Below are 15823 nucleotides of genomic sequence, written 5' to 3'. Positions count from 1 at the left end.
TTTCTCACTCTCTTTTCTAACAACACTGCACTCTTATCAATAAATCAGCCTTCAACGACTGTGTTAAGAGCTACTTCGACCATTTCATAAAAGGATTGTTCACTTTCTTTATGAGTTAGGTGCTCCTGTCTTAACAATTGACTGCCGACGGTCAAAATCGATAACGCTTTTACACCATATTTAGCGGCTAAAGTGTATAGGGCGGTACTTTCCATTTCTACAGCTAATACACCGAAATCCATGAACTTATGAAGCCGATCTAAATTTTCACGATAGAATTCATCAGAATTATAGATGTTACCAACAAACACCTTTGCATTTTTAGCTTGTGCTTGTTGATATGCTTTCATTAGCAATGAGAAATCTGCCGTTGGTGCAAAATTACAGCCATGAAAGATCTTTTCCGTCATATTACTGTCTGAAGATACTGCTTGGGCTAATATAATATCGCGGATATTGATATCTTCCTGCATCGCGCCACATGTACCAATGCGAATCAATTTCTTAACTTCATAATCGACGATCAATTCTGTTGCATAGATACTCATCGATGGATTTCCCATCCCTGTCCCCTGAACCGACACAGGCACACCCTTGTATAATCCAGTGTATCCATACATCCCTCTTACTTCGTTATAACAATAAGCCTCCTCTAAAAAGTGTTCTGCCACAAACTTTGCACGTAAAGGATCTCCTGGGAGCAAAACGAGCTCTGCTATTTCTCCCTTATTTGCACCTAAATGCCTACTCATAGTTCTTCCTCCAACTTTTAATAGTAAACTGAGGTTTACCGAAATCGCTTTCCACTTGCCTTCAAGTAAAATCAGTTTCGAAACTAGATTGATCATAAGGTTTTTTAACATTACAAACTAGACCAAAAACTTACGGAGCTTACGGAAAATAATTGGTCAAATTATAAAAGCAGTTCTTTACGAATGTTGTCTAAATCTCTTTTAGAGGGGATCGTGGAAATAATAACAACAGGCACTGTCGTTAATGCAACCGGGATATTACTAATGACAAGATCGATATTATTTTGCTGCATGATCTCGTCGGTCAAGCCTTTCATTATGGAAGTATTAAGGATCAACTGATCCCCAATCTCCTTCTTTATCAAATCTGCTATGTAATGACGAATTGAAAATTCTTCCCCGATCACTAAAAAGGCCCTCTTACTTTTATAACGTAAACTCGAGCGGACAATTAAGGTTAGCTTTGTTAAATGAAAATGATTAAACAAAACGGAAGGGTAAGTTTTATTCCACGTTTGCATACAGGTTTGCAATTCTTGATAAATCTGTTGGCATTCCTTTTGAACATATGTTGTTAAATGACTTGTTGAAATCATCATCCATTCAGGAATGGCATTTTCGATTAATAGCTTGTCAAAGAAACCGTAAATCTCCAAAATAAACCGTTCTTGCATATCTAAGTTCGGGTATACCTTTGCTAATAACATTAGAAGTAGATTCCCCATTTGATATTCTTCTTTATCCTTGTGTAATTCGACTTCTTTCATCGGAGTGATCTCTGACCCTTCATAATAATGATATTGGCTGAGACTAACCATGGATTGCATAAAGAATATTTCACTGTTTGGAAATTCAAGGGACAGCTTGTCCTCAAGACGTTTTGCAATAGTTTTCACTGGGAAATAAAACATCCCCTTTTCCCAAGGGTAAGCATTTTCGTCGATTTTCACACATTTTCCTTTAGCCACTCTTTCTATAACAATGGCCAACAAAAACGATAATCTCCTTTTGGAATTGATAAAATATACAATGTTATTCTCATTTTCTATATTTGTGATTAACTGATTAATATAAGCAAAATCAACATTCGCAAAGGGCCAGCCTGTAAACTCATACGCATCACAATATAACTTCCAATAAAAATATCGAATATTCATTTCATTCCCTTTGATCATGGGGGTAGAAAAACTAATGCGTAGCTTATAAGCTTTTAGATCATCATTATTTAATTGCACAATCAATTTCTTCAAAGACGAGGTACTCATAAACATGGCTTCGGAGAGCTCTTCCACTGACAGTCGACCCACATTCGTAAACAAAAAATCCATCAGCCGATAAAAGATGGTTTGTCTGAACATAGAAGAAATCACTTCACTAATCGTACTTCGCCCATCACGTTGAAGAACTATTCCCTTTCCTCTAGAAACCTCAATGGTTACAGTAGATGGTAATTGCTTGCTGATTTCCTCCACCATCTTCCGGATGGTCTTATCAGAGATCCCTAAACTTTTTTCGATTTCCGCTAAGGTAAACCATCTATATTCTGTATCAAGCAGCGTTAATAGTTGACTAGCTAAATTAAATCCCTTATCCATTTTTCCACACCCACTTCAATTTCGTTTTAATTTTTATAGTATAAACAAATTCGCAACCATAACCCTATTATTTTTCAATAAAAAAACCCGGGTTTTATTTACCCGAGTTTCACATCATATTATATTTGTGTTTTTTCTTCTATAGGGCTTATTGCTTTCAACTGCATCGTTATGACGGCTGCAATAACGGCTTTGATGATGTCTCCCGGAAGAAAGGCCAACGATCCGACAAGACCAGCCCAGATCGAAGTATTGGTTATCAATGCCATGACAGGGGCACCAATCAGACTCACTAGTAATACACCGAAGATTATGTTGATAGCTACCAGCTTCCAAGTTCGAACCTTCGGCCAGATTTTTTCGGAATACCAGCCAATAAGGCCGGCCGCGATTGGAAAACTAAATATGTATCCTGCAGAAGGTCCAACTAACACCGCGATTCCGCCGCGACCGCCAGTCAGTACAGGCAGCCCAATGGCTACTAGTATGATGAAAATAATGAGACTGAGGGCGCCCATCCGTTTCCCCAGAAAACATCCAGCCAACATGACGCCAAGCGTCTGGGCAGTGATCGGAACGGGGATGAAGCCGAGGGGGATGGGCGGTATCATCCCCAACACCGCGATAAGTGCTGCGAATAATGCAGCATAAATTAGTTCTTTTGTCTTCAAAAAAATGACCTCCATTGGATATCAATGATTGTATTCTGGTTAGTAAATACGTCCAGTAAGCTGAATTATAATGGAGATATTCTTTATTGTAAACCATAAATTAATATATGGTTTACAATAGAATAAAATACCATGCTTGAGTTTTTCCTATTGTTATATAGAATTAGAGTATTCAGTCGCAATCGTTGGATGTTAATCTATTCAATGGGTTTTGGTCGGAGAGTTATACTTTTGGAGGTTTAAGTTCATGACAGTAAAAGAACATATTCTTGCCTTGCTCGACAGTAATAAGGGTGAATATTTTTCCGGCGAGGAAATAGCCGTTCAGTTATCCGTGACGCGCAGCGCGGTCTGGAAAGCCATAAAATCTTTACAGACAGACGGTTATTCCATACAAGCTGTAACCAATAAAGGATATTCCATGTCACCACAAACGGATATCTTATCAGCCAGTGCAATTTCAAAGTACCTAGATACTCAGGGGCAAAAGTTACGTGTTGAAGTCTTTAAGACCATATCTTCCACGAATGAAGCCGTAAAAAACCTTGCCTCAAATGGAGAAGCTGAAGGTAAAGTGATTCTTTCGGAAGAACAAACAGCTGGTCGCGGGCGAATGGGTCGGAAATTTTTTTCTCCACCTGGAACGGGTATCTATATGAGCATCCTGCTGCGTCCCAAGCTGTCCGCAACAGACTCAGCTTTATTGACCACTTGCGCCGCAGTAGCTGTAGCCCTTTCTATCGAGAGCGTATCCGGTAAAGAAACGCAGATTAAATGGGTAAATGACGTTTTTATGGAAGGTAAAAAAGTATGCGGGATCCTTACCGAAGCATCCGTGTCACTGGAAAACGGCTGGCTTGATTATGCTGTCCTCGGCATCGGTATCAATGTAGTCCTCCCTTCCGAAGGCTTTCCCAATGATCTTACCGAGATTGCGACAACTGTAATTTCCGAAAACAATCCTTATGGTGATCTCCGCAACCGTCTCGTTGCAGAAGTACTAAACCATTTCATGAGATATTATGAACATTTAACGGACAGATTGTTTCTTTCCGAATACAAAAAAAGGTTAATTTCACTTGGCGAACCTGTGACCGTGATAAAGGATAATGAACAACGTAAAGCAACAGCCATTGATATCGATGACGATTGCCATCTGAAAGTCAGATATGAGAATGGTGACGAGGAATATCTTTCAAGTGGAGAAGTCAGTATTAAAATTTAACTGGAGCTTCGCCTCCAAAGCAGCTAGTGCTGCCTCATGGCAGGCTGCTTCATCATACGAGCCAAAAAAACCTTGCTGATCCAAGGTTTTTTTAGATGAACTTAAAATATCAACTTAAAGCTTAGGATTCTACTGTACTAAAGTATCTAAATCAGGCTGCAATTTGTTCCGCAGAACATACAGCATGATGGCACCCACAAGGAACGCAACAGCATCTGAAATGACGAGCGACCAGACTACTCCGTGGAAACCGTTCATTCGATTAGCGATATACAATACTGGAATCAGAGTAACACCTTGAATAATTGACATAATAAAGGCGGCGGTTCCTTGTGCTGTCGCTTGGAAGATCCCCGTAAACAACGCGGTCGTTCCTGAAATGAACAGGGATAAGAACGTTACATGAAGAATATAGCTGCCCAGTTCAATTAATTGCGGGTCATTCGTAAATAAACCGATTAAGTGGTCGGAAATCAGATATACAATAATGCCGAACACGGCTGCTAATGCCACAGTCACTTTGATTGTGAATGTAATGGTATGCTTCATGCGTAATTTATTGGCTGTAAAAGAGAAGGCAATCAGCGGCACGACTCCCTCACATAAGCCCATCAGAATAACCTCTGGAAATTGTAATAATCGTGATGAAATTCCGAAGGCCGCAATGGCCTGCTCCCCATATTCAACCAGAAAACGGTTAAAGATAAGTGACATTGCACCCATGAAGAGACTCATAACAAAAACGGGTACTCCAATTTTAAATACATTGCTGAGAATGTCTTTGGAAGCTTTGAACCATTTTACAGAGATGGTTAAGAATTGGCTCTTATATCCCATGTGGAAGGCGTAGAATGCACTTGCAACCAAGTTAGAAATGACTGTAGCAGATGCAACCCCGATCACGTCCCAATGGAAGACGAAAATGACTAGCGCATCGAGAATAATATTCACAACAACACTGAGAAGCATGCCGATCATCGAAGTGATCGCTGCCCCCTCCGAGCGCACGATATTCTCCAGCGTGAAGAATAGAACGACGAAAGGTGAACCAATAAGCATAATCGTGACATAGTCCTTCGTGAACCCGAAGGAGTCAGGCGTCGCTCCCAAGCCATGAACGATAGAATCGATCAACGGGATGCCGGCAGCCATCAAAATAAGACCGAGAGCTAAACTGCTGTAAAAGGCGAATGAAGACACATGCTTTACATCATCATATTTTTTCTCTCCCAGCAAACGGGAGATGAATGCACTGCTACCGATACCAATCAAGTTACCTAGCGCCATAATGGCGGCGAATAACGGTAAAGTTAGTGCGAGTGCGGTTAACATCGCAGTATTGCCCAGTGTACCAAGGAAATAGGCATTCAAAATGGAGTATATGACACTCATCGACATGCCTAGCATCATCGGTACTGCGAAGTGAGCTACGGCTTTTGCGACAGGTGCTTTTTCAAAGTAATGGAGGTTTTCTGCATCCATAAGGTTCACCACTATCTTTCTTTATTTTGTTTTTTGAAATTACTTAGAATTCTAACTATCGGTCCAATATGATCCGTGACGCAGCAACAAGCAAACCTGTACCCTAACGACGAGTTTTCAGATTTGGCGTACGAAATTTGACTATTCTTCAGTTTCACATTACGCTGCCTTTGCCGTTCATCTTTCTCTGGTGGAAAGGCAGCGCCTCAGCTACTGTTTGCTAAAAGACTTTAATTACTTATCGTCTGGGCCATGTGACTTGTCAGGTGACGAATTACTGTCATCGCTGGAAGGCCAGCCGAATCCGCGCATGTCACCACGCCCTTCTCCGCTAAATCCAGGGAACCTTCCGCTAAAGCGTTCGTCCCTAGAATTTCCCCACATTCTGTGCATTTGTCCGCGCATAGCCATCATTTTTTCAAATTCCTCTGTTCCCATACGCGCCTTGGCAGCTTCCATCCACATAGCCATCAAATCACGTTCTCCGTCCGATCCAAGTTCTTCCTCCAAAGCTGTAATGACGCGAGTTAGGTAATCCCCGAAAGCTATCTGCTCTTCTGGCGATAAGCGAGAAAATATGTTGCCGCTGTCTATCTCTTGTTTCTCTTCCTCTTGTCCTTTTTGCGTTAGGTAAATCAACATGATACGTTTGTCTGTTTCTGAGGGTTTACGGGTGATGTATTCTGCTTTCTCCAGTTTACCAAGCAATTCATTGAGGGATGATACACGGATGTCCAACATATAGGATAAGTCTTTGGTGCTGATACCGTCTTTCATCCGAAGAAACGCTAATATCCTCCCTTGCCCACGTGATGCGTCGGCCATAGGACCAACCGCGGCATGAGACTTCAAGTGTTGCCTTTGCAACAGCCATTGCAGTTTCGCGAGTTTTTCGTACAATTCAGTATTCATGTCCATAATGAATCCTCCATTAAGTTTTTACGGTACCTGTTTAACTTTATAACGGTACCTGTTGATTTGTATTATAACGGTACCTGTTAGATATGTCAAAATGTTTTTTTACAGGTACCGTTAATATGTTGTTTGACTGTTTATGGACGTGGCTTATAAGCTTGCAAACAAATACAAAACCCGCGCATTGCGCGGGTTATTTTAAAATTATATTGTGATTAGTTTTCATTTTTTATATCTGCAAGCAATCCTTCAAACCACTTCAGAGCGGTTTGCTCGCCTATTCGATGTGCCTTGATATTCTACTTATCACCGGCAAGTGTAAGCCACTTGCGGTTATGATGTTCCTGTACTTCAACGGGGGTATCGAAGAAATCACTCAAAACATCTGACTGCAAGCAGTTTACTGTCTCGTCACCTTTGTAGATTTCACCGTTCTTTACCAGCAGCGTGTGCGTGAAGCATGGTGTTATCTCCTCGATATGATGGGTTACATACAGCAAGGTTGGTCCACCAGGTTGCTTTGTTATCTTCTCGATCATCTGCAGCAGCTGTTCACGTGCAAAAATATCTAGTCCCGTGCACGGCTCATCAAGGATTAGTAGATCTGGATTGGCCATTAGTGCGCGTGCAATGAGGACTTTCTGACGCTGTCCTTGCGACAAGGTATCATATGTACGACCAGCCAAAGAAGAGCAGTCTAGAAACTCCATTAACTCCTCGGCTTGCTTTTGATCCTCTTCATTCGTCTTATCATACAGACCAATGGTCGCAAATTTTCCGCTTAGGACGATGTTCAGGGCAGTCTGATGGCCGTACAGCTTCTGCTGCAAGGAGGTGCTTACCCAACCGATTCGTTTGCGTAGCTCTCTCAAGTCCACATCGCCGAAGCGATGGTCCAGCACCTCGACTTGTCCTGTTGTCGGCCAGATATAGCCGTTCACTACATTTAGCATCGTCGTTTTTCCTGAACCGTTCAAACCGACGATACACCAGTGTTGTCCTTGCTTCACTTCCCAATTCATATCGCGTAAGATCATTGTCGTATCACGTTGCCATGATACATTTTTGAGTGATATAATCATGCGCAATTTTCCCTCCTTAAACATGCTTCAATGAGTTCAATATTATCATGGTACAGTCCTTCCCGTAAAAAAAACATAACCTCAAGATTTTTTTACCAGCGGTTCTACGGACAATTAATCTTTGATTCTCTGTTTGTTTCGGTATACTGTCGGAGGGATCCCGTTAAGCTGTTTAAAAATCTTACTGAAATGATATTCTTCGTAGTACCCGCATAATTTGGCGATTTCCTTAACTGGATAATCGGTAAAAACCAGATAACGACAAGCTTGCTGGTTCTGTAAGTGCATATGGTATTCCTTCGGCCCCATCCCCGTAAATTTCAGAAACATCTTCCGCAAGTAAGATGGCGAAATGCCGTATTTCTCCGCTAATTTCTCGATCCGGTGATGATCCTTATAGTCGTTCTCGAGTGTTTTCTTGATCAGTTCGAAGGCGGCAAAAGCTCCAGACTCCATCAGATTCCAGTCCGGTTGTACGGTCTGGTGCAGCTTATGCAGCAGGATCTGCATTTTAGCCCGGGATACAGCTATGCCATCGGTTAGTCCGGGTAGCCAGTCCTGGTGAATCCCCCAGACCAGCTGGCTAATTTCCTCAGCCTGCTGTTGGTTATATTGGCTTAAGAAGGGAAGTCTCAGTTTTACGATTGGCTTGACTTCCTTCCATACCGCATCATAACTAAGCTCTGCACAATCGAAGAGCAGCATCGTTATGCGAAGTGGAGCATCCATCTGCGAGCGCATGGACAGTTTAAGGCCTGGTTTTAAATAGATTAGCATTCCAGCCTCTACTTTGTGCTCAACATTGGTCAGGAAAACCCCTTTACCTTCATGAATCCAGTACAAGCTGTGCACATTTACCATGTTACGGATGTCCTCCCAGCCGGGATAAGTAGCTTTGTCGAGTACAAAATGGATATGCACTGTGAGGTCATTCAGCTTGTAATCATTTTCTTCCAATTAATATCCCCTCCTGCTGCTAAAAGAGCGATTTAAACAAGACGGTAACGTTTTTTTCTATTCAATGCTTAAACTCCAAATGTTACTATCCATATTATCAAGATGTCTGAAATTCACAATACATTACAGGAAAAAAAGGAGGAACACACTTGTTAAGGACTTTTAGCGAGTATCAAATTCGGAGAACTGCGCTGTTGGATGGGCCTTGGGATTTCATGAAGGATCCGTTAAATACGGGTGTTCAAGAAAAATGGTTTGAGCGATTTCCACATTCTTGGCAGTCTCTTTATGTGCCCTCGTGCTGGAATAATGAACTGGGAATGTACGATTATGAAGGTGTCGGTTGGTATCGTAAAAAAATACAGATTGTGAATTCGCAGCATGTCAGACTCATCTTTCATGCCGTGCTGGGCCACGCCGATGTCTATTTGGACGGGCAGCACCTTGGGTATCACTATGGAGGATTTACACCTTTTGAATTTATTGTTCCTTCCTTAGGGGCAGGAGAACATGAGATTATCGTCCGGACGGACAGCACCTTGGACCGACTTACGATTCCTACGGAGCAGGTGGATTGGTTTCATTATGGGGGAATCATACGGTCGGTGGAGCTGCAATATTTGCCTGAACTTTACATCGAACAACTGAAGATTGATTATGAACTGCATGGACCAGATGCCGATGTCACTGTTCAGGTGAGGCTCCATTCCTTCTTTAAGGAGCAGCACACTACAAAGATCACATTCTCCGAAAGCGGACATGAATTGCACTCGGAAGAAGTACAGATTGAAACTGGCCAGACCCTCAGTCATACGTTCAAGTTGCTTATGCCTGAAGTACGTTTGTGGAACGTAGGTCTTCCAGAACTGTATACCTTTCAACTGCGGACAGAGGAAGACGACAAGATTGAACGGATCGGTTTTCGCTATATTGAAACAAAGGATCATCGGATTCTAATTAACGGTTCACCCGTTTATCTTAAGGGGGTGAATAGACATGAAGAGCATCCTGAGTGGGGTTTCGCCTTCCCTCCGAAGCTGATGCACAAGGAGCTCAGTATCATTTTGGAGTTAGGTTGCAATTCCGTCCGGGGTTCTCATTATCCCCAAAGCCCATATTGGCTTGATCTACTCGATGAGCAAGGGATTGTATACTGGAGCGAAATTCCGATATGGGGAGCCTTTCTGCCGAACGAAACAGTAAGTGAGCCGCTCTTCCAGGAGCGTGCACTGACTATGATTGAAGAAATGATCAGCTTGCATATGCATCACCCAAGTGTGATCTTTTGGTCCGTTCATAATGAGATTGATACCCGGACGCAAGAAGCATATGCTTTCACACAAGCTCTAGTCGGATTGGTGAAGAAACTCGACAGTACTAGGCTTGTCACCTACGCTACGATGCATCCACTCGAAGATATTCTACTTCCTTTATTCGATGTTATCGGTATTAATAAATATTTTGGTTGGTACGAAGGCGATACAGCCAGCTTTAAAGACATGCTGGAACAGTTCCATGTGCGTGCGGAGCAGATGGGAGCCGGTGACAAGGTAGTGCTCATGACCGAATTCGGTGGTGCTGGACTATTTGGGGATGTGGGCTGGGAGCAGAGATTGTTCAGCGAGGATTATCAGGCAGATATTGTAACTGAAGCACTGGCGATCTTCAAAAATGATTCGAAAATTGGCGGGACTTACATCTGGCAGTTTGCAGACATCCGCGGCGATCTGAAGAGCAGCAGCAAGAACTTTCGCGACCGTGCCCGCGGCTTCAACAACAAGGGTCTGGTTAATGAATACCGCAAACCTAAACAATCCTTCCGTGAAGTGCGCCGTATCTATCGATCTTGGACAGATTAATATCCACATTGACTAAGAAGCCCATCGTCAACATGGTTTTTTTTAGTGTCTGCATTCTTAGTTCCTTACAGCTGGTGTCGGACGCGATATTTATATAGTTAAGCTGGGCGTATTAAGTCGGTTCTATTCTTCGCGTACTCGGGTAGCAGTAAGTTGATTGTCTATTTTCGGCATTCGATACAAGTGCTTGTCCTCTTACACTGCAGATAGATAAAGGAGTTTTAATCTAGAGTGATCAGTATGGTATGAATAATACTTGTTAATTTCCCATGGTCCGTTGCCGTTTTTACCATTGTACGTAGTCCTAACCAGGCATTCATTAAATAATGGGAAATAGCCTCGGGCTCCAGTGAAATTCTAAGTTCACCTCTTTGCTGGCCAGTCTGAACGAGGTCATATAACAACTTCTCCGTTTTTGAATAGCTATTCTCAACAAAGGATGCAACCTCCGGATCCAGTACTCCCAACTCCACACCCGAATTAACTATGAAACATCCTTGAGGTTCTCCTTCGCTCCTCATCGAAGATTCTAGAAATTGTCGAATGATCTCCTTTACGGGTTCTTGTTTCTCAACCAAGAATCTCATTTTTTTGTTTTGAGTAGATTCGTACCGTTGGAGTGCCGTCAAATATAAGGCGTGCTTATCACCAAATGTATCATAGATACTTCTTCTGTGAATTCCCATACAGTCTACCAAATCTTGCATTGAAGTTTTCTCGTAACCTTGCATCCAAAATAGTTTTATCGCTTTATCTAGTACTTCATTAATTTCAAATTCTTTGCTTCTTGCCATTGTAATCACCTCAAGCAATCATTATACATTTAAGTAAACGATCCGCAAACTAATATATAAAACGTAAATAAAATCAAGCAAGATGCTTGATTTTATTCATAACATGATAACTTAACTGATGCTTACCGAAGAATTCTTACTTTGTCTGCTTATAAACAATCCAGATTCCAATCTTTTTCCAGCGTATGCAAAAAAGTTGTACCCCACGTTTAAGAATAGGGAAGCCAGTTCTTTTTGCTCCAGTTTCTTCAACGATCATTTTAGTGACTAATATCTAATTCGATTTAAAACTCAGATATAATTGGATAGATTTGATCTCTCAGATTGAAGTCATAGTTCTGGTCAACAATTCCTATCATATCATTGCTATCATAAAGCTCTACCATGAAACTCGCCATTTGTTTGGCAGTGTGGTATTTAGGCATGTTTGCTTTGTAATCAAATTCTTCAGCATCTATAGATTTCTTCACAAATTCCGTTTCAGTTATTGCTGGTGCTAAAACCTTTGCTTTTAATTTCGCGCCTTTAAGCTCTAGTTCCTTTGCAAGCCCTTCGGTGAAGGCACTAACATAATATTTAGATGCAGAATAAGCAACGCTCCCAACAGCAATGGCATATCCGAGTGCGGAGGATACGTTAATTAACTGAGTTCCTTCTACATCAGCATAATCTCGCACAAATAGTGTAGAAAGGATCGTCAAGGATTCGATGTTAACACGTAACATAATTTCAACTTTATCTAAATTCTGTTCTACCACAAAAGAAGCTTCACCAAGTCCTGCATTATTAATCCAGGTTTCTATTTGGTATTCCTTCAAAGTGTTATACAGTGTGTAAGCCTGCTCTGTAACAGACAGATCACTTGAACGAACAATAACATCTACACTAGGATCAATATTCTGAATTGTTGATTTAAGTTCTTCTAATTTATCTAATCTTCTAGCTACCAAAATTAAATTTTTACCGCGTGCAGCAAAAGCTAATGCTGTTTCATACCCAATTCCTGAGCTTGCTCCTGTAATCACTGTATATTTCATATTATTCTCTCCCTTTTAAGTTTTTTGATCATTTAACAACATTTCAATAGAGTTTTGTTCACGATTAAACTTGTATCTCATTCATCCCTCCCTTAATAAATTTCTTCAAAATATTCAAGAACGATCATTCTAGTTGAGGTAAAAAAACTACACTATTAAATCTAATTTGCATCAGTATATCAATTCTAGAATGATCAGTAAAGAATTTTTTGACAACAATTGAGCCCCCTCCTTAAAATCTGATAATAACTTTCCCTTTAGGATGACCTTCAGCAACAAAATTCAGTGCTTCGTTAATATCTTCTATATGGAATTCTGTAGGGTCCACTGCTGGTACAATCCCATTATCTTCAATAATCTTCGTAATTTTCTTTAATTGTTCGCCATCACTGCGAACAAAAATGAAATGATATTGAATCTTCTTTTTCTTCGCTTTATGATCATACTTAGCCCCGGCGATGGTGAAGAGCTTTTGTTTCCAGCCAGAGAAGCCCAAATCTTCTGCAAAACGTTTGTTAGGACCGGTCCGCAGAGAAAGAAGGCGGCCTCCTGCTTTAATAATTGAAAGCTCATGATCAAATTCGCTGGGTCCCAAGGTATCTATCACATAATCAACATCACTAAGCTGTTCCCAATAGTTCGTAGTCGTATAATCAATATATTGGTCTGCACCAGCGGCCATTGTCCGTTCACGTGCTTCTGGATTTCCACTGATAATGACCTTGAGCCCCATGCTTTTGGCGATAGGAATGGCCATTTGGCCAAACGAACCAGACCCTCCAGGGATAAACACGCTTTCGCCAGCTTTAGCATTTAATTCTTCATTTAATCCTTGATAAGCTGTTAATCCTGTTAATGGCGCAGCAGCACCAGTCACAAAATTCAGATTGGCAGGTAGGTACCCGATGGCATCTGCATTAATTGCCGCGTATTCCGCAAAGGCACCGATTTTTTGTAGTGGCAGACGTGAATAAATTGCATCGCCAACTTTGAAACCTTGCACCTTCTTACCCACTTTTTCAATAACACCCGTCAGCTCGTTACCAAGTACTAATGGGAATTCATAATCCTGAATCAGCTTTACACTTCCGGTACCAATAAGCAATTCCAAATGATTAACTGCTGCTGCTTTCACCTGAACCAAGACTTCGTTATCACTTATTTCTGGGATTGGAATATCGTTCACTTTTACTATGAACTTTTTTGAATATTTGGTGATCTGTGCTGCTTTCATAATTAATGACCTCCTATGCGTTAAAAAAAGTAACATTTATTTGGTTTTGTAACTTACACAACAAGCATAAAACAATAAGTTACAAAAATCAACAATTGTTACTGAATATTTTATATGTTAGAATACTCGCAAGTGCATTAACGATAAAAGGGAATTTATTGAAGAAAGAAGGGTTAGCAGTACGGTGGCTAAAATCACTCAAGAGCTCATTATTGAAACAGCGGAGGCATTAATTAAACGCACGGAAAAATCCGAAGTGACACTCTCACAAATTGCGGATGAATTAAGTATCACCCATGCAGCGCTCTATAAGCACTTTAAAAATAAGCAAGAGCTCTGGGCAGCCGTATCTAAGAGCTGGTTCAACCGGATGATTTCAGAACAAATTAAATTAGATATGACTAATTTAACTAAACCGCAAGAATTGCTTCACGATTGGCTATGGGCATTTGTTAACGCAAAAAAACGCGCTTATAACGAGAATCCCAAGATGTTTGCCTTGAATACTCAATACGTGGATAGCAATCCACTGGTATTACGCGATGTTCTCTGGGATTCCTACCAAATCATTGACGGCCTCATGGACTATCACGATCCTCACTTGGAACGGGCTGAGGCGATTCTCTCTGCGTTTGCAGTATTTAGCCTCCCATCCTTCAAAGAATCCTGGAATTTACCTGACTACCAAGACAGGTTTGAACGCATCTGGAGTTTAATTAATAAGGGTCTTTGAATTCAAAGTTTTAGGGTATCTTACGGCTACAAATTCTAATTCGTAGAGTTCATGAATTGCTGAAATATGCTTAGCTTCTACGATCATTTATCTCACTCCTAAATACTCCAAACCGTATCCAGCAGCTCGTCCACTGCTTGAATTCTGTTCACAGAGGGTGTTTGTATTAAATTCCCTCTGACCATAACCATAGCTACATCAGACAAAGCTTTTATGTTCTCCAATGGGTTTTGCTCCATCATGATTAAATCCGCATATTTGCCAACATCTATAGAACCTGTCAGGTGATCGATTCCCAAAATCTCTGCATTTGATTTGGTTACTAGTTCAATAACCTGACTTGCGTTCAGCTTTGTTTGTCGCATGAAATGATCAAGCTCACGCCAAAGATCATAGTGGGTTACATAAGACATAGCGGCATCCGTGCCCACACCAATTTTGATATCATGTTCTATAGCCTGCTGTAGCCCTTTTAACATTGAGTCATACACAAGCCGGGCATTTTCCTTAATGGTTGTATTCAACTTTGTCAGGCTCGGATCTAATTTCGCACTGGGATAAGCTGCTTGTAAAGTAGGGATCACAGCGGTGTAGCCCTTTAAGGCTCTGGGATTATTTTTGTACAGCCTGATCATTTCCTCATCCATCTCCGCGCCGTGTTCAATAGTATCCACCCCACCCTTTAACGCAACTCTTACACCTTCGGTACTTTCTGCATGTGCCGCCACACGCATCCCAATTTTGTGAGCTTCCTCGCAAATCGCAGCCACCTCTTCTTCCGTCATTTGCAAGCGGCCTGCTTCTCCGACCCTTTTGGCATCGGTAACCCCGCCAGTTACACATATTTTGATTAGGTCCACTCCGTTTTTTACATTGATTCTTACATTTCTTCTCCCTTCCCATGGTGAATCACCGACCAAAGCCAAATAAGGTGCACCGTGGCCATCCGTTACGCTCAGGAAATACCCGGACACCAAAAGATTAGGTCCAATAAATTGATTTGCCTTAATCTCATCCCTCAAAAGAACATCAGTATAAAAAAATTCACCTACGCTACGCATCGTTGTTACTCCGGAATGCAGTGCGGTTAGGGCATTTTTTTTCATCCATTTCTTCAACACGTTTCTGCCCAGTCTCGTATCCAAAATATGATGAAACGCAAAATTCAGCAGCCCTTCACTGGCAGATAGCGTAAATGGCTTCCCATCGGCAAAAAGATGAACATGCGCGTTGATGAGACCGGGCATCACATATTTCCCCGAACAATCGATCGTTTGGTAATGGGTCGGGACAGTTACAGCGCTTGCTTTCCCGATCTCTTGAATCAATCCGTTTTCCTGAATCAAAATAGTCATATGGGTATCTGTGCCTTTTATTGCATCTCCATATATAACATTGCAGTCCTTAAACGCATAACCTATCTTCATCGTAGCTTCCCCCGTTTCATGATTACACCTTTCAATAGTGAATTAAATATTCATTATTGA

General features: G+C 41.4%; 14 protein-coding genes. 3 read left to right on the top strand and 11 right to left on the bottom strand.

Going from position 1 to position 15823, the window contains the following annotated elements; all coding sequences use genetic code 11:
• Nucleotides 1–44 precede the first annotated feature (44 nt).
• From deoD to MHH46_RS16160, 3 genes are all read right to left on the bottom strand, one after another.
• Nucleotides 45–752 (bottom strand): purine-nucleoside phosphorylase, encoded by a 708-nt coding sequence (deoD, locus tag MHH46_RS16170; RefSeq protein ID WP_076130497.1) that lies wholly within the window; start codon nt 750–752, stop codon nt 45–47.
• Between the two features lie 161 nt (nt 753–913).
• On the bottom strand, nt 914–2347 hold the full coding sequence (locus MHH46_RS16165) for a helix-turn-helix domain-containing protein (RefSeq protein ID WP_076184941.1): 1434 nt from the start codon (nt 2345–2347) through the stop codon (nt 914–916).
• 119 nt (nt 2348–2466) lie between these two features.
• Nucleotides 2467–3018: a biotin transporter BioY gene (locus MHH46_RS16160; protein ID WP_076190304.1), complete on the bottom strand. Its 552-nt coding sequence runs from the start codon at nt 3016–3018 to the stop codon at nt 2467–2469.
• Between the two features lie 247 nt (nt 3019–3265).
• Here MHH46_RS16160 and MHH46_RS16155 point away from each other — a divergent pair, with 247 nt between their 5' ends.
• Nucleotides 3266–4243, top strand: a complete 978-nt coding sequence (locus tag MHH46_RS16155) for a biotin--[acetyl-CoA-carboxylase] ligase (RefSeq protein WP_076190305.1) — start codon at nt 3266–3268, stop codon at nt 4241–4243.
• A 129-nt stretch (nt 4244–4372) separates the two neighbouring features.
• On the opposite strand, the gene MHH46_RS16150 is transcribed toward MHH46_RS16155, so the two are convergent.
• The 4 genes from MHH46_RS16150 to MHH46_RS16135 all read right to left on the bottom strand — a co-directional run bounded on the left by MHH46_RS16150 (nt 4373) and on the right by MHH46_RS16135 (nt 8679).
• Complete coding sequence (locus MHH46_RS16150; RefSeq protein ID WP_076130493.1) at nt 4373–5725, bottom strand: MATE family efflux transporter; 1353 nt, start codon at nt 5723–5725, stop codon at nt 4373–4375.
• A gap of 234 nt (nt 5726–5959) precedes the next feature.
• Nucleotides 5960–6643, bottom strand: coding sequence for a MarR family winged helix-turn-helix transcriptional regulator (locus tag MHH46_RS16145; RefSeq protein WP_076190306.1), 684 nt, complete (start codon nt 6641–6643; stop codon nt 5960–5962).
• A 296-nt stretch (nt 6644–6939) separates the two neighbouring features.
• Entirely contained in the window at nt 6940–7722 is a 783-nt protein-coding gene (locus tag MHH46_RS16140; protein ID WP_076130491.1) for an ABC transporter ATP-binding protein, read from the bottom strand.
• A gap of 114 nt (nt 7723–7836) precedes the next feature.
• Nucleotides 7837–8679, bottom strand: a complete 843-nt coding sequence (locus tag MHH46_RS16135; RefSeq protein ID WP_076190307.1) for a helix-turn-helix transcriptional regulator — start codon at nt 8677–8679, stop codon at nt 7837–7839.
• Between the two features lie 149 nt (nt 8680–8828).
• Between MHH46_RS16135 and MHH46_RS16130 the strand changes: the two genes are divergently transcribed.
• Entirely contained in the window at nt 8829–10538 is a 1710-nt protein-coding gene (locus tag MHH46_RS16130; protein WP_076190308.1) for a glycoside hydrolase family 2 protein, read from the top strand.
• A gap of 221 nt (nt 10539–10759) precedes the next feature.
• On the opposite strand, the gene MHH46_RS16125 is transcribed toward MHH46_RS16130, so the two are convergent.
• The 3 genes from MHH46_RS16125 to MHH46_RS16115 all read right to left on the bottom strand — a co-directional run bounded on the left by MHH46_RS16125 (nt 10760) and on the right by MHH46_RS16115 (nt 13603).
• The gene (locus MHH46_RS16125) at nt 10760–11332 is read right to left on the bottom strand and encodes a TetR/AcrR family transcriptional regulator (RefSeq protein ID WP_076130488.1); all 573 of its coding nucleotides are present in this window, start codon (nt 11330–11332) and stop codon (nt 10760–10762) included.
• A gap of 284 nt (nt 11333–11616) precedes the next feature.
• Nucleotides 11617–12369 (bottom strand): SDR family oxidoreductase, encoded by a 753-nt coding sequence (locus MHH46_RS16120; protein WP_076190309.1) that lies wholly within the window; start codon nt 12367–12369, stop codon nt 11617–11619.
• 232 nt (nt 12370–12601) lie between these two features.
• Nucleotides 12602–13603, bottom strand: a complete 1002-nt coding sequence (locus MHH46_RS16115; protein WP_143762712.1) for an NADP-dependent oxidoreductase — start codon at nt 13601–13603, stop codon at nt 12602–12604.
• Between the two features lie 184 nt (nt 13604–13787).
• Here MHH46_RS16115 and MHH46_RS16110 point away from each other — a divergent pair, with 184 nt between their 5' ends.
• Nucleotides 13788–14336 carry a TetR/AcrR family transcriptional regulator gene (locus MHH46_RS16110; RefSeq protein WP_076190311.1) on the top strand — a complete coding sequence of 183 codons (549 nt, stop codon included), beginning with the start codon at nt 13788–13790 and terminating at the stop codon, nt 14334–14336.
• 98 nt (nt 14337–14434) lie between these two features.
• On the opposite strand, the gene MHH46_RS16105 is transcribed toward MHH46_RS16110, so the two are convergent.
• On the bottom strand, nt 14435–15763 hold the full coding sequence (locus MHH46_RS16105; protein WP_076190312.1) for an amidohydrolase family protein: 1329 nt from the start codon (nt 15761–15763) through the stop codon (nt 14435–14437).
• Nucleotides 15764–15823: the final 60 nt, after the last annotated feature.

It is taken from the genome of Paenibacillus sp. FSL H8-0175 (assembly GCF_045040615.1).
GTDB lineage: Bacteria > Bacillota > Bacilli > Paenibacillales > Paenibacillaceae > Paenibacillus_AQ > Paenibacillus_AQ odorifer.
Note: the sequence above shows the minus strand (reverse complement) of the source record. Positions and strands in the feature narration are given on the sequence as shown.

Coding starts and splice junctions, on each gene's coding strand:
- deoD (WP_076130497.1), bottom strand. CDS start 752: ATGAGTAGGCATTTAGGTGCAAATAAGGGAGAAATAGCAGAGCTCGTT.
- MHH46_RS16165 (WP_076184941.1), bottom strand. CDS start 2,347: ATGGATAAGGGATTTAATTTAGCTAGTCAACTATTAACGCTGCTTGAT.
- MHH46_RS16155 (WP_076190305.1), top strand. CDS start 3,266: ATGACAGTAAAAGAACATATTCTTGCCTTGCTCGACAGTAATAAGGGT.
- MHH46_RS16150 (WP_076130493.1), bottom strand. CDS start 5,725: ATGGATGCAGAAAACCTCCATTACTTTGAAAAAGCACCTGTCGCAAAA.
- MHH46_RS16145 (WP_076190306.1), bottom strand. CDS start 6,643: ATGGACATGAATACTGAATTGTACGAAAAACTCGCGAAACTGCAATGG.
- MHH46_RS16140 (WP_076130491.1), bottom strand. CDS start 7,722: ATGATTATATCACTCAAAAATGTATCATGGCAACGTGATACGACAATG.
- MHH46_RS16125 (WP_076130488.1), bottom strand. CDS start 11,332: ATGGCAAGAAGCAAAGAATTTGAAATTAATGAAGTACTAGATAAAGCG.
- MHH46_RS16120 (WP_076190309.1), bottom strand. CDS start 12,369: ATGAAATATACAGTGATTACAGGAGCAAGCTCAGGAATTGGGTATGAA.
- MHH46_RS16115 (WP_143762712.1), bottom strand. CDS start 13,603: ATGAAAGCAGCACAGATCACCAAATATTCAAAAAAGTTCATAGTAAAA.
- MHH46_RS16105 (WP_076190312.1), bottom strand. CDS start 15,763: ATGAAGATAGGTTATGCGTTTAAGGACTGCAATGTTATATATGGAGAT.